Raw genomic sequence first — 14,939 nt, forward strand, 5'->3', positions numbered from 1 at the left:
ATGATGCAGGCAGAGTGGACGACAATTCGGGGCCGGCTTTTAAAGACGGTCGGGCAGAACAACTTTACGACCTGGATAGACCCGCTGACCGTTGGCCCGATCGATGACGGCATCTGCACGTTGTTCGTGCCGACCAACTTCTTTGGCAACTATGTCAGCCAGAACTTTGCCGATCTGCTGCTGCATGAAATGCAATCCGAAGACATCAGCATCAGCCGCCTGAAATTTGCTGTGGCCCCACAGGACAAGCCCACCGCCGTCGATCCTGTGACTGCCCGCCCCAAGCCCGCCGCCGCAGTTCATCCTGCGAACAGCCAAATCAACACTGCCCCGCTTGATGCGCGCTTTAGCTTTGACAACTTTGTTGTCGGCAAACCCAACGAGCTGGCCCACGCCGCCGCGCGTCGCGTTGCCGAAGGGGGCCCCGTCACGTTCAACCCGCTGTTCCTGTATGGTGGCGTCGGTCTGGGTAAAACGCACCTGATGCACGCCATCGCGCAAGAGCTTCAGATCCGCAAACCCGAGCTGAACGTGCTGTATCTCTCTGCCGAACAGTTTATGTACCGTTTTGTTCAGGCATTGCGCGATCGCAAGATGATGGACTTCAAGGAAATCTTCCGCTCTGTCGACGTGCTGATGGTGGACGATGTCCAGTTCATCGCCGGCAAGGACAGCACGCAGGAAGAGTTCTTTCACACGTTCAACGCGCTCGTGGACCAGAACAAGCAGATCATTATTTCGGCAGACCGCGCCCCGGGCGAGATCAAGGATCTGGAAGACCGCGTGAAATCGCGTCTGCAGTGTGGTCTGGTCGTAGATCTGCACCCCACCGACTATGAACTGCGTCTTGGCATTCTGCAAAACAAGGTCGATGCGCAGCGCAAGAACTACCCCGGTCTCGAAGTCGAGGCAGGCGTGCTGGAATTTCTGGCACACCGGATCACCACCAACGTCCGTGTGCTTGAAGGCGCGCTGACCCGCCTCTTCGCCTTTGCGTCACTGGTGGGCCGCGAGATCAACATGGACTTGACGCAGGATTGCCTTGCCGACGTGCTCCGCGCGTCCGAGCGCAAAGTCAGCGTTGAAGAAATCCAGCGCAAAGTGTCCGAACATTACAACATCCGCCTCAGCGATATGGTCGGCCCCAAGCGTCTGCGCAGCTACGCGCGCCCGCGTCAGGTCGCCATGTATCTGTGCAAGAAAATGACCAGCCGGTCGCTGCCTGAAATCGGGCGTCGCTTTGGCGGGCGCGATCACACCACGGTTATGCACGGCGTCAAACGCATCGAAGAGCTGAAACAGAACGACGGTCAGATCGCCGAAGATCTGGAACTGCTGCGCCGCTCTCTCGAGGCTTAAAAGCACCAGCTTGCTCAGAACACACGCGAAGGCCTTGACGGGCCTTCGTTTCGTGCTGAAAAGTCAACAAAACTCTTGTGAATACATTGGTATCGGGTAGTTTGCCCTCCCGGACTGCCGGAATGGAGATGGCATATGAAATTCAGCATCGAACGCGCCGCGCTGCTTAAGGCCGTATCACAGGCCCAATCAGTGGTTGAGCGCCGCAACACCATCCCAATTCTCGCCAACGTGCTGATCGAGGCCGAAGGCTCCGACGCGTCGTTCCGCGCGACCGATCTGGATATCGAAGTTGTCGATAAGGCCCCCGCTCAGGTGGAACGCGCCGGTGCGACCACCGTATCGGCAACCACGCTGCATGAAATCGTGCGCAAGCTGCCCGACGGTGCGTTGATCAGTCTGACCGCCGACAACGCCGCGGGGCGTCTGACGGTTGAAGCAGGCCGGTCCAATTTCTCACTGGCGACGCTGCCACGCGAAGATTTCCCCGTGATGGCCACCTCTGAATATCAGTCGAACTTCAAGGCCCCTGCCCCCGTGCTGCGCCGGCTGTTCGACAAATCCAAATTCGCCATCTCGACCGAAGAAACGCGGTATTACCTGAACGGCGTCTACATGCACATTTCGGACAGCGACGGCAGCAAGGTTCTGCGCTGCGTTGCGACCGATGGCCACCGCTTGGCCCGCATCGACGCGCCCATGCCGGACGGTGCCGCTGAAATGCCCGGCGTGATCGTCCCCCGCAAAACCGTGGGTGAATTGCGCAAGCTTCTGGATGACGATGATATGGAAATCGCCGTTTCCGTGTCCGAGACAAAGATCCGCTTTGCCACGCCGCATATCACGCTGACTTCGAAAGTTATCGACGGGACGTTCCCCGACTACACGCGCGTGATTCCGCAGGGCAACACACGTAAAATGGAAGTCGACGCCAGCGATTTTGCCCGCGCCGTTGACCGTGTTGCGACCGTAAGCTCTGAACGGTCGCGTGCCGTCAAACTGCAATTGGACGAAGACCGTCTGGTATTGTCGGTCAATGCACCTGACAGCGGTGCCGCCGAAGAAGAGTTGGTCGTCGCCTATGCGGACGAACGGCTCGAGATCGGGTTCAACGCGAAATACCTGCTTGAGATTGCAAGCCAGGTAGATCGTGAAAATGCGGTATTCCTGTTCAACTCCTCCGGTGATCCGACGCTGATGCGCGAGGGCAATGATATGTCTGCCGTGTATGTCGTTATGCCGATGCGTGTGTGACGCTGCCAGCTTACGCCGAATATCTTAACGCATTCATACCACCCGTATGAGCGGCCTATTTTTATCCCAGCTGACGCTGTCGCATTTCCGTTCGCATAAACGGGCGGTGATCGACAGCGATGCGCGACCGGTATCGATCTTTGGTCCGAATGGCGCGGGCAAGACCAATATCCTCGAAGCGGTATCTTTGCTGTCCCCCGGACGTGGCCTGCGGCGGTCGAGCGCATCGGATATGACACGCCGGCCAGAGGCGCTTGGCTGGAAAATCACCGCACATCTTCACAGCTTAGGACAGGTCCACGAGATCGAGGTCTGGTCAGAAGCAGGCGCGGCGCGACAGCTGCGCATTGACGGCAAAGCCGTAGCGCAGAACGGTTTAGGGCGCATTGCGCGGGTGCTGTGGTTGATCCCGTCGATGGACCGTCTGTGGATCGAAGGGGCCGAAGGGCGCCGCCGCTTTCTGGACCGTATGACCCTCAGCTTTCTGCCTGACCATGCAGATCAGTCGCTGGCCTACGAGAAGGCCATGCGGGAACGCAACCGCCTGCTCAAAGATATGGTGCGCGAACCGTCGTGGTATGTCGCGCTGGAACAGCAGATGGCCGAAGCCGGAAGCGCGATCCACGCCAACCGTGTTGCTGCCCTTCAAGCGATCACCGAAGCGCAGGCGCAGGCCGAAACCGCCTTTCCGACCGCCACACTTGATCTGGTCTGCGACATGCCCAAAACCGCCGACGGGCTGCGTCAGGCGCTTGCCGATAACCGCATGCGCGATCTTTCGGCTGGGCGGACATTGATCGGCCCGCATCGTGCCGACCTTGAGGGCGTCTATGCCGCTAAAGATGTCCCCGCGCGCGATTGTTCAACCGGAGAGCAGAAGGCGCTGCTGGTATCGCTGATCCTTGCCAACGCCCGCGCTTTGGCCGCTGATTTTGGCGCGCCCCCTTTGTTGCTGCTCGACGAGGTCGCGGCACATCTGGATGCAAGCCGCCGCGCCGCGCTGTATGAAGAACTAAGCGCACTTGGCGCGCAGGCCTGGATGACCGGCACCGGGGAAGAGCTGTTCGACACGCTCGGCCCGCGCGCGCAACGGCTTGAGGTGACAGACGCCGACGGATTGTCGACCGCAAGAATGCTCCCATGACCATCGACCTGTCCGACCTGCTGCTGTATTGCGGTGCGCTGCTCATCCTGTTTCTGACACCCGGTCCGGTGTGGTTGGCGATCATGGCGCGGGCATTGTCGGGCGGATTTGCATCGGCTTGGCCGCTCGCCGTTGGTGTCGCAATCGGTGATATGCTGTGGCCACTGGTGGCGGTGCTTGGCATCAGCTGGATTCTGTCGGTCTTTGATATGTTCATGTTGGGCATGCGCTGGATTGCATGCGGTGTGTTCCTGATCATGGGCTTCCTGCTGATCCGCCATGCCGACGCTAAAATCGACCGCGACAGCCGTCTCACGCGGCCAGGTGCCTGGGCTGGTTTCGGGGCCGGTCTGCTTGCCATTCTGGGCAATCCAAAAGCGGTATTGTTCTACATCGGCGTGCTGCCGGGCTTCTTTGATCTGCGCAGCGTTACCACAGTTGATGTGGGTGCGATCATCGCGGTCTCGGTCGCAATTCCGCTGCTTGGCAATCTCGCTGTCGCCGCTTTGGTGGGCAAATTGCGCGGCCTGATGACCAACCCTGCCACGCTGAAACGGATCAACATTGTGGCCGGCACGCTATTGATCTGCGTAGGTTTGCTCATTCCCTTCATCTAACGCAAAATCTTGTGTCAGGCGCGTGACAATCATGGCGAAAAATACTATAAATTGGGTAACAAAAGAAGGTTTCCCAATATGTCCGACACCGATCAGCTCCCCGAGGAATACGGCGCAGATTCCATCAAGGTTCTCAAAGGCTTAGAAGCTGTTCGCAAACGTCCGGGCATGTACATCGGTGACACCGATGACGGGTCGGGTTTGCACCACATGGTCTATGAGGTCGTGGACAACGGCATCGACGAGGCGCTGGCCGGTCATGCGGATGCGGTGAACGTCACAATCCACGACGACAGCTCCATTTCTGTCCGCGATAACGGGCGCGGCATTCCGGTTGGCATCCACCAAGAAGAAGGCGTTTCCGCAGCCGAGGTCATCATGACCCAGCTGCACGCGGGCGGTAAGTTCGACAGCAACTCCTACAAGGTGTCGGGCGGTTTGCACGGCGTGGGTGTGTCGGTTGTGAACGCCCTCTCCGACTGGCTTGAGCTGCGCATCTGGCGCGAAGGCAAAGAACACATCGCACGCTTTGAGGGCGGCTTTACCACAGAGCACTTGAGCGTTGTTGGCCCGACTGACCGTACGGGTACTGAAGTACGTTTCATGGCCTCGACAAGCACGTTTTCGAACCTCGAATACAGCTTTGAAACGCTGGAAAAACGCCTGCGCGAACTGGCCTTCCTGAACTCCGGTGTGCGGATCATCCTAACGGACGAACGCCCTGCCGACCCCCTGCGCTCAGAACTGTTCTATGAAGGCGGCGTGAAGGAATTCGTGAAATACCTCGACCGCTCGAAATCCTCTGTCATGCCAGAACCGATTTTCATCACCGGTGAAAAGGATGATATCGGGGTCGAGGTCGCGATGTGGTGGAATGACAGCTACCACGAAAATGTCCTGCCGTTTACCAACAACATCCCACAACGCGATGGCGGTGCCCATATGGCGGGCTTTCGGGGCGCATTGACGCGGACGATCAATAACTACGCTCAAGCTTCCGGCATTGCCAAGAAAGAGAAAATCTCCTTTACCGGCGATGACGCGCGCGAAGGTCTGACGTGCGTGCTGTCCGTCAAGGTGCCGGACCCCAAGTTTAGCTCGCAGACCAAAGACAAATTGGTCAGCTCAGAGGTGCGCCCCGCCGTCGAAGGCTTGGTCAACGAAAAGCTGTCCGAATGGTTCGAAGAGAACCCCCAGATCGCCAAGATCGTCGTCGGCAAAATTATTGAAGCCGCTCACGCCCGCGAAGCGGCGCGCAAAGCCCGCGATCTGACCCGTCGCAAGACCGCCATGGATGTGAATTTCCTTGCCGGCAAGCTCAAGGATTGCTCTGAAAAAGACCCGTCCAAAACCGAAGTCTTCCTGGTGGAGGGTGACTCAGCCGGTGGTTCTGCGCAAACTGGCCGTGACCGCCAGACCCAGGCAATTCTGCCATTGAAGGGTAAAATCCTGAACGTCGAGCGTGCACGGTTTGACCGGATGCTGGGCAGTCAGGAAATTGGTAACCTTGTTATGGCGCTTGGCACAGGTATTGGCCGCGACGAATTCAACATCGACAAGCTGCGCTACCACAAGATCGTCATCATGACTGATGCGGACGTCGACGGCGCGCACATCCGCACGCTGCTGCTTACGTTCTTCTATCGCCAGATGCCGAAGCTGATCGAGAACGGCCACCTCTATATTGCGCAGCCGCCCTTGTACAAAGTGTCGCGCGGCAAGTCTGAAGTCTATCTGAAAGACCAGGCCGCGATGGAAGACTACCTGATCCAGCAAGGCATTGATGGTGCTATGTTAAAACAGGGTAACGGCGAAGAAATCACCGGTCAGGATCTGGCCCGCGTCGTCGATCTGGCGCGCCAGATGCGCCGTGTTCTCGAAGCCTTCCCGACCCATTATCCCCGTCATATTCTAGAACAGGCAGCTATCGCCGGTGCCTTTGTTCCAGGCGCGGTCGATTCCGATTTGCAAGGTGTGGCCGATAAGGTCGCCGTGCGTCTGAACCTCATTGCGCTGGAATGGGAACGCGGTTGGCAGGGCCGTATCACGCAAGACCACGGCGTCCGTCTCGCCCGTATCCTGCGCGGCGTGGAAGAAGTCCGCACCCTTGATGGCCGCATGCTCCGCTCCGGCGAAGCAAAGCGTTCCGGCGGTTTCACAGAGCATCTGCAAGACGTCTATGGCACGACCGCCAAGCTGGTACGCAAAGACCGCAGCCAGCTCATCCACGGTCCGATGGACCTGCTTGAGGCAATCCTCGCAGAGGGTGAAAAAGGCCTGTCTCTGCAGCGCTACAAAGGCTTGGGTGAAATGAACCCTGATCAGCTTTGGGAAACCACGCTCGACCCCGACGCGCGGACCCTGCTGCAAGTCAAAGTGGCCGATATGGCCGAAGCAGATGATCTCTTTACCAAGCTCATGGGCGACGTCGTGGAACCCCGCCGCGAGTTCATCCAGCAAAACGCGCTGAACGTAGCAAACCTCGATTTTTAGAGGGTTCATTGGCCTGCGCCGTATCGATATGCCGAAACCCTTCGGAAAGGGGCGCGGCCAGAACGTCCTCGATTCCACGCTGTGATTGGCGCAGGTTCAAGGCGATGTGGGCGAACCCTGCAGCGTGCAGGGAACGAACCTGTGTCGTTAGAGCATTGCGACCGATACGGCTCCTGAACTGGGTGGGCCGGAACAGCGCATCGGGATCAGGGGCAAGACCCCGCTGCATGGCGGTCAGGATTGGCGCGGATGGCAGGCCTGCATCATTGCGCGCCTGACGCCACATCGACAGTCGGCGTGCGGCCTGATCGGGAGGGCCCGGATAGGCGCACCAGTACAATCCCGACAACCACCACACCAGCGGCGATGTAGGGCGCAGCGGCAAGGCCTATGCATTCCACAACAAGCCCCCCGGCCCATGCACCCCCGGCGATGCCAAGGTTGAACGCGCCGATGTTCAGACCGGATGCCACATCGACCGCACCCGGGGATACTTCGCGCGCAATTTGCACGACATACGATTGCAGCGGCGGCACGTTGGCGAAGGCAAAGCCGCCCCAGAAGGCCGCAACCGCGATGGCTGCAATCGGGTGTGTAAGGAAGGCACCAAGTGCGACCAGTGATATCGCAAGGCCAGAGAAAATCACCGTCAGGGACGCGACTGCACCGATACGGTCAGCCAGTTTGCCACCGGCGATATTTCCTACGGCAACAGATGCACCGTAGAGCAATAGCACAAGACTAACCGCGCCCGCAGACAGACCCGTGACTTCGTTCAGCATCGGTGCAAGGAAGGTAAAGGCAATGAAGTTGCCGCCATAGCCGACAGCCGTGATCAGGTAGACCAACAGAAGGCGCGGCGAAGTCAGCACCTGTAGTTGGGCTTTGATTCCCGCTGATGCGGTCTTGGACAGATTGGCGGGCACCAAAATGGCAGAAGCGATGAAACCGATAACGCCAAGCACGACAACGCCAAGGAAAGTTGACTGCCAGCCGAAGTTCTGGCCGATGAACGTCCCCAAGGGAACACCCGTCACAAGCGCGACAGTCAAACCAAGGAACACCAGCGCAATAGCCGAGCTTTCCTTTTCAGGTTCCACAAGGTCCGTGGCGATAGTCGAGGCGATAGCAAAGAACACGCCGTGGGCGAGGCCAGTAATAAAGCGCGCAGCGACAAGGCTGCCGTAATCCGGCGCAAAGGCAGCATAAGCATTGCCGAGCGTGAACAGCGCCAGCAAGAGCAGCAACAGCGTTTTCCGCGGCACACGGTCTGCCATGGCGGTCAGCACTGGCGCGCCGATGGTCACGCCAAGCGCATAGAGGCTGACCAGCAGGCCAGCGGAAGGAATGGAAACGCCAAGATCGGCGGCGATGGTGGGAAGCAAGCCGACGATAACGAACTCGGTCGTTCCGACGGCAAAAGCGCTGATGGTCAGCGCCCAAAGGGCAAGTGGCATCGGTTTTCTCCAATAAATTTGATGTCGACGCCGTATATGCCTGTCGTTATCTATTGCGAGAACAGACAAGTTTGGAATGGATCATTGCAGAAATTGCACGAATTGCTGCGCATGGGGGATTTGGCCGCCTTCGTCGGGATCGTCGATGATGGAGGCTTTGCTGAATCTGCCCGGCGCAGAGGGGTGTCTGCCTCAACACTCAGCCGGTCGGTCACGCGGCTGGAAGAGCAGCTGAAAGTCACGCTGCTGCGCCGGACCACGCGGTCCATCGAAATCACACCCGAAGGCGCCGCCGTTCTGGCTGAGGCGCGCGAGATTTTAGATCGTAGCGAAGCCCTGCAAGAGATCGCCACAAGTGGACAGGCCCCCGCCGGACCACTACGTGTGAACGCACCGGTTCCCTATGTCCTGCATGTCCTCGCCCCGCGGCTGGCCGAGTTCCGCACCCGATATCCCGACATCCAGCTGTCGATTGACATGACGGATGCGCTGGTGGACCTAATCGGCAGTCACGCGGATGTTGCCATTCGGCTGGGCCAGCTGCCTGATAGCGACATGTTGCAGCGCCCCTTGGGGCGCACGGCTTGGAAATTGGTGGCGACGCCGGAATATCTCGATCGCAACGGCTGGCCCAAAACACCAACCGACCTCGCACGGCTGGAGCAAGTGCGCTTTGCGGCACCAGATCATATCAACACGCTGCGCTTTACTGGTCTGCCCACCCCCGTGACGGTGCCCCCCGCCCTGACTGCGAGCAATGGAGAGGCCGTGCGTCAGATGGTATTAGGCGGGCTTGGCATCGCGCGGTTTTCCGATTTCATGATCGCAGATGACATCGAGGCGGGCCGATTGGTGGAGCTGTTTCCCGGCCGACTTGACGCCGCCCCACTGGATATCTCAGCGCTCTACCTTACCCGCGTATCAGGATTGCGCCGTCTGGGCGTCTTTTTGGATTGGCTGGGGAACCTTAGCGAAGGCTAAGTTACGCTGGTGCCCTTCGCGCATGCATAACGATACCGAGCAAAGCGTGGCCTCGAAAAGGTTAATCTCTGTCAGTCTTATATAGACATATTTTTTATGCCCGCTTTCGGGAAGTTGCCCGCAGCGGTGCGATCCCTTCCGAACGGCGGGTAAGGCTGGAAGTTGCCATGGTGACGACGCGCGGAGAGCCGGCCTTTGCTGCGGGTTGTACGATCGGCAGCCATGTGCAGAAAGTTGGATTTGCAAAGTCCGAGATTTTACTAGATTCAGCGCATTTTTGTTCTGCGGTGCGCCCGCTGCGGCTTACGTTTTCCGCAAGTTCGGGGTGCTGACCTAATCAATAAGGATCGGTGCTACTTCTTCTATCGCCCATTCTTCCTATGCGTTCGTCCAAAGAGCGCCATTCTGCGCCCGCTCCGCCCCGTGCTGATAAAGGGCGTTCATATAAGTTGATGAAAACCGATCCGACGGATCATAAACGATCCCCGAACTCGGATCGATCGATGTCACCGAAAAGCGGAGCCCCCTTTCTCGCGCGTAAAGCTGCGTCGCGTTGACCTGTAGCAATGCATTTGCTCTGCCTGTTGTCGTGAGCGCTTGTTGCGAGATGCTTAGCGCGGATCTTCTTACTGTCTCAGGTGCAGGGTTAAGCGTGTTGTTGATGAGGACGTAGATATGCCCGCCTTGCAGCTTCTGATCAGGTGTTGTGAACGCGAAATTAGGTACCGCCAGAAACTGCATGTGAACGCCACCGTCGACATGTGTTTCCGCATAGGTTTTATCATTCACACTGTATCGCAGGTTCACGGGCGGAAAGAGGCCCGGCAATGCAGCAGACGCCCGCATTATACTGCGAAACAGATCGTATTGCCCTGCGGCGGCGATGGCACCCATGTCCCAGACCGAGGCTCGCGCACTATCAAGCTCCGAGGTTACGACCAGCAGACTATTTCCCGCTTTATGCTTTTGCGCAATGGCACGGAGGAACGAGGGTGGGGTGTTTTCCTCGATCAACACTGCAAGCGGAGAAGTGTCATATAGCGCGTCGCTGAAGACTGCCTGAAATGGACGCATCCGCATGATGTCACTTGCATCACTTTGGGTGAAAACGCGGGTCAGAACCTCGTCATAGTCCTGTCCCATAAACGCAAAGGGCGCGATCAGCGCTCCGGTCGAGATACCGGTCACCAGGTCAAAGTCGGGTCTGTCGCCCCGTGCGGACCAGCCAACAAGCGCGCCTGCACCAAAAGCACCATCCTCACCGCCGCCGGATAGGGCCAGCACGTTCGGCCCGTCGGAAGACCCCGACGAGGATTGCGGGGGATGCAGGTGTTTGAGCCATTCATCCGGCCCATCATCCGCAAAGAGACGAAACCGAGACAGCGGGTCATCGTCTGTTGCAACACGCGTTTCCAAGGGGATCTGAACGCGGCTTGAGCAGGCTGAAAGGGCGGTTGCCCCAAGACCCATGAGAAGCGAGCGGCGGCCCAAAAGGTCACTGGTTGGTTTCGTGCACGTCATCTCAATTTCCTCAACGGCACCGAGCAAGTAGCCCTGCTCGGTGAACTGTATCCTGTCTTAATGGTCATTAATGGTCGGGCGGTGGTGGAAGGGTGGCCGGCAAGGCATCTTCGGTGATGCCCAGCGCCTTGGCCGCAGCGGACATATCGGGCCGTCCAGCTTGAGGGTCGCCCAAGGCACGCACCAGTTCTTCGGGTGTTACCCCAAGCGTCTCTGCAGCCTCAGCAAAACCCGGAGGCATCTGCCCCGACGTGCCATCGCCGGGACGTGGCGGTTCATTTCGCCCGTCTGCACCAGCCCGTGTTGCGCCAACCCCTGCAGTTGCGGTTGTTGAGAAATTACCCACGGCTTGCACGCCAATCAGGCATGCCGGCAGGTTCGGGAATTCATCCGTAGCATGATAATGATATATTTCGCCTGTGGGGGTCGCTCCGATGTGACCGTTGCAAGCATCAAGACCCGTGACTTCTGCGCCATCCGCTTCGGTGCTGCCATACATGGCGTGACCGTCGAATGCGTAGCCGAACAGCGCGGCGCTATCTTGATCCAATGCACAATCTGCGGCGACGCCTTGCTTTTCAAAGACGGTTTCTATGTCCGTCGACGTGGCATGCCAATGATACCAACCGCCGGGATCGATATGACCGCCACAGGTATCAAGCGCTGGCATATGCCCCGTTTGCTGAATGCTGGGCGCGTCCGAGAATATCGGCACACCATCAAGCGCCACGCCGACCTTGGAGACAGTGCCAAGCGGGCTGGGGCTCCCTGCCATTACTGGTGTCACCGGTAGCAGCATGGTGATCTCGACGCTTTCGTCCGCAGATACATTGATGCAGGCGTGGTCGACCGTTGGCCGTTCGGTCGCGTTATCGACCGTGTGCACGGTTCCGTCCTCGTCGAAGAAGCTATAGCCAAGCTCATCCAGCATCCCAAGGAATGCCCCATCAACGCGGTACAGCTTGGCATTCACGCCAGTCCAGTCCCAGATCCCGCCCGCGTCGTTCAGTGTCGCTGGACAGAACGGCCCGATGTCCAAGTCTTTCGGCATGTAATTGACCGTAATTTTGTAGCAGCTCGATGCTGTGCCGTCCTCGAGCGTGCAGTCCACGGTCACAGGTTGCTCAGCAAAGGCCGTCTTGGCAAATTCTTCGATGTCGGGATGGGCCAAAGCCGTTTGACCAAAACCGACCGAGGCGAGCACAAACAGGCCCGGCCAAAGGTGAGATAGACGTTTCATTCAGCAAATCCTTTATCAGGACGTTTACAGAAAACACGACAACCCAATGCGGGGTGCCGTGTCGAAAGGTGATTCAGGAGGGGAGCTTAGCCTTTTTTCGGCATACTCGCTGGGGCGCAGGCAAGAGGCACATCCGACTTGGGGGACATACAGGTGCCCTGAACAGCGTTGCCGTCACGACCTGAGAATTCACAGGCTGCCTTCGGCTGCGCATTTTCACAAGCGCTTATTGCTTCGCGCGGCGGGCGGTCTGCGCGCGCTCCCTTACCGGACGGGGCAGCTTGCGCATAAACGGTTCCTTGGTCCGTGACTGGCATGCTTTCAGCCCGCACAGCCGAGATGTTCAGCGCGCCCAGAAGCACTGCGGCCAATGTGATCGCGAGGATAACACTTTGGTTTCCTTTGATGCGCGGTACTGTTGGTCGGTAAAGCGGGATCTTGCGTTGGGCCGCGGACTGTGCGCGTCGTGCTCGAAATTTATCCATGAACATCGTAGGTTCTCCTATTGTGGCGTTAAGTCGCCATTCACAGGATCCTTTTCCATGTTCTTTGAGCAGTGAGTTTGCAGCAATTATGCAGCGAAAATGCAGATCGTTAAAAAATGAGCTCTGTAGCTTTTGTGGCTCAATTCTCGGAGGATAAGGCGCGTGCAGCCCCTTTATCCATCGTACGCGTATCCCACGCCATAGACAGAGCGGATCGGGTCCCAAGTGCTGACCGATGCGATCTTCCGCCGGATATTTCGAATGTGACTGTCGACGGTTCGGTCAAAGACCTCTGTGTCGTCGGGAAAGGCGAGAGAGAGCAGTTGATCGCGCGAAAAAACGCGGCCTGGCCTTGAAGCCAACGCCTGCAACACCGAGAATTCGCGACGCGTAAGATCGAGCTGGCTGCCATCCAGCGTTGCCTGCCACCTGTCGCCGTTAATGATAAGGCGGTCGTTCGTGACAGGGCTTTCGGTGGGCTTGCCAATAGGGCGTCGCCGCAAGACCGCCCTGACCCGCGCGACAAGCTCACGCGGGGAATAGGGTTTGCATAGGTAATCATCGGCCCCCAGCTCGAGCCCCAACAGGCGGTCGATTTCTTCAACCTTCGCAGTGGTCATGATGATCGGCACATCTAATGTCTTGCGCAATTCCCGGCAGATCGTCAGCCCGTCGACCGCTGGCAGCATCAAGTCGAGAATGATCAGATCATACTGCTTTGCCTGTGCGAGCTCGACGGCACCCGCGCCCGTACTGAGCATTTCGACACTCATACCTTCAGTAAGCAAGTAATCCCGCACGACTTCTGCAAGCGCAATTTCATCTTCTACGATTAGGATGCTCGCAGTAGTCATTTTGATCCCTTTGGCAATCGGATGACAATTTGCACCCCGCCCAACTCAGAGCGGCCAGCAGAGATGGTGCCGCCATGCGCCTCTACGATCGCCTTACAGACAGAAAGCCCCAGTCCAGACCCACCATACGCGCGAGATCGCGATGCTTCCACACGGTAGAAGCGGTCAAATAGCTTTTCCACATCACCTTCAGGCGCAGCTGGCGGAGTGTCCTCTACAGTCAGCAGCGCGAAACCCTCATCGTCTTGCAGATTTACGCGTATTTGGCCTGGTCCATCCGTGTATCGGAATGCGTTCTCAAGCACGTTATCCATGACTTGGCCGATCTGCCCTCGGTCGCACGGGACCAACATATGCGCGGGCAGATTGAGTTCCAATTCAATTCCTTTAGCGCTTAACCTTGACCGCGCCGCTTCAGCCGCCTGATCTACAAGTGTCGGGAGGTCCTCATGTTCAAGTATGGATGTCAATTCTGCTTCGCGGCCATACGACAGTGTTTTGAGGTCCTGCACCAAGCGCGATAGTCGCATGAGTGCAGCATGCATTTCGGTCAGCGTTTTGTCATCAGGCTGGCGTATCCCGTCCTGTAGTGCCTCAATCTGGGCCCGCAGAACCGCAAGCGGAGTTTGCAATTCGTGGCTGGTGTTGGAGATCCATTCTCGCTCGGCCTTGGCCGTCTGTTCAAGTGTCGCTGCCAAGGTGTTGTAATGGCCGATCAACTGCCCGAGTTCGTCACTTCGGTCCTGTTCTATCCTTGCTGTATAATTACCTGCGGCCATCGTTTTCGCCCCGGATTCCAGCCGCCTAATGGGCTCCAGTAACTGGCGCGCGATAATAAATGCAGCAGCAGCCGAAAGGGCAATGGCGATCAGCGCAGCAAGGGCAAGAGACGCATACTGCCCGCGCAAGAAAAATGCATCACTCGCATCTCGCTGCTCAACTGGGGCGCTTAATCCGATATAACCGAGAAGGTTCGCACCCGTGCAATTGTTTTTCGCACATACTGGGCGACGTTCAAATAACGATGAGCGTTCAATGTTGCCCGCGATGTGAATGCCATCGCGGTCAAGCAGCACGATGCGTTTCTCGAGCCTCATATTGTCGTCGCCTGCCGCAAACGGCGGTGGGTTGGCTTGCCTAGGACCCGGTGGCGCTTCAGATGGAAATCTCGGGGGCCGGCTTGGGCGGGGGCCGAAATTCCCCTTAGGGCGAGGAGCATGCGCATGTACAAAGGCGCCCCAGACCTGCGGATCACCATCAAATTCAGCCCACCCGCCTTGGTTGCGCTCAGCCAAGGACGATGCCAGTTCGTCAAACTGTGCCAGCTCGCCCCTTAGCAGGTACCGTGCAAAACCGTCACGCATCCACACCGCGACCATCAGCGCCATCACCAGTACGACAAGTATGGAAATCGCTGCGACTGCTATGAAGATCTTGGCAAAAAGTGACTTCCGGATTGGGTTCATGCCGTAAGTATTCCACCGAAATATGCAGTGAGTTTGCAGGTACGCTAATGGTTCAGCGTTGATGCTGT

The 14,939-nt window shown here is 57.9% G+C and carries 11 protein-coding genes; 6 read left to right on the top strand and 5 right to left on the bottom strand.

What is annotated here, in order from left to right:
• The 5 genes from dnaA to gyrB all read left to right on the top strand — a co-directional run bounded on the left by dnaA (nt 1) and on the right by gyrB (nt 6,867).
• Entirely contained in the window at nt 1–1,359 is a 1,359-nt protein-coding gene (gene dnaA, locus ACVBAU_RS00005) for a chromosomal replication initiator protein DnaA (RefSeq protein WP_138924945.1), read from the top strand.
• A gap of 135 nt (nt 1,360–1,494) precedes the next feature.
• On the top strand, nt 1,495–2,613 hold the full coding sequence (gene dnaN / locus ACVBAU_RS00010; RefSeq protein WP_138924944.1) for a DNA polymerase III subunit beta: 1,119 nt from the start codon (nt 1,495–1,497) through the stop codon (nt 2,611–2,613).
• Nucleotides 2,614–2,659: 46 nt separating this feature from the next.
• Nucleotides 2,660–3,757: a DNA replication/repair protein RecF gene (recF, locus tag ACVBAU_RS00015; protein WP_448327158.1), complete on the top strand. Its 1,098-nt coding sequence runs from the start codon at nt 2,660–2,662 to the stop codon at nt 3,755–3,757.
• Nucleotides 3,754–4,374: a LysE family translocator gene (locus ACVBAU_RS00020; RefSeq protein ID WP_448327160.1), complete on the top strand. Its 621-nt coding sequence runs from the start codon at nt 3,754–3,756 to the stop codon at nt 4,372–4,374. Before recF ends, ACVBAU_RS00020 begins: the two co-directional genes overlap by 4 nt.
• A gap of 78 nt (nt 4,375–4,452) precedes the next feature.
• Nucleotides 4,453–6,867, top strand: a complete 2,415-nt coding sequence (gene gyrB / locus ACVBAU_RS00025; protein WP_138924941.1) for a DNA topoisomerase (ATP-hydrolyzing) subunit B — start codon at nt 4,453–4,455, stop codon at nt 6,865–6,867.
• Between the two features lie 263 nt (nt 6,868–7,130).
• Here the strand turns inward: gyrB and ACVBAU_RS00030 are convergent, their stop codons facing one another.
• Nucleotides 7,131–8,324: an MFS transporter gene (locus tag ACVBAU_RS00030; protein WP_448327162.1), complete on the bottom strand. Its 1,194-nt coding sequence runs from the start codon at nt 8,322–8,324 to the stop codon at nt 7,131–7,133.
• Nucleotides 8,325–8,408: 84 nt separating this feature from the next.
• Here ACVBAU_RS00030 and ACVBAU_RS00035 point away from each other — a divergent pair, with 84 nt between their 5' ends.
• Nucleotides 8,409–9,305, top strand: coding sequence for a LysR substrate-binding domain-containing protein (locus tag ACVBAU_RS00035; RefSeq protein WP_448327163.1), 897 nt, complete (start codon nt 8,409–8,411; stop codon nt 9,303–9,305).
• A gap of 378 nt (nt 9,306–9,683) precedes the next feature.
• Here ACVBAU_RS00035 and ACVBAU_RS00040 read toward each other — a convergent pair whose 3' ends face one another.
• The 4 genes from ACVBAU_RS00040 to ACVBAU_RS00055 all read right to left on the bottom strand — a co-directional run bounded on the left by ACVBAU_RS00040 (nt 9,684) and on the right by ACVBAU_RS00055 (nt 14,481).
• A complete protein-coding gene (locus ACVBAU_RS00040) occupies nt 9,684–10,826 on the bottom strand; it encodes a patatin-like phospholipase family protein (protein WP_335744527.1) in 1,143 nt (380 codons plus the stop codon).
• Between the two features lie 67 nt (nt 10,827–10,893).
• Entirely contained in the window at nt 10,894–12,066 is a 1,173-nt protein-coding gene (locus ACVBAU_RS00045; RefSeq protein ID WP_448327165.1) for a YHYH protein, read from the bottom strand.
• A gap of 658 nt (nt 12,067–12,724) precedes the next feature.
• Complete coding sequence (locus ACVBAU_RS00050) at nt 12,725–13,405, bottom strand: response regulator (RefSeq protein ID WP_448327166.1); 681 nt, start codon at nt 13,403–13,405, stop codon at nt 12,725–12,727.
• A complete protein-coding gene (locus tag ACVBAU_RS00055; protein WP_448327168.1) occupies nt 13,402–14,481 on the bottom strand; it encodes an ATP-binding protein in 1,080 nt (359 codons plus the stop codon). The genes ACVBAU_RS00050 and ACVBAU_RS00055 overlap by 4 nt, the downstream gene beginning before the upstream one ends.
• Between the last annotated feature and the right edge of the window lie 458 nt (nt 14,482–14,939).

This window comes from Sulfitobacter sp. M13, from assembly GCF_053474885.1.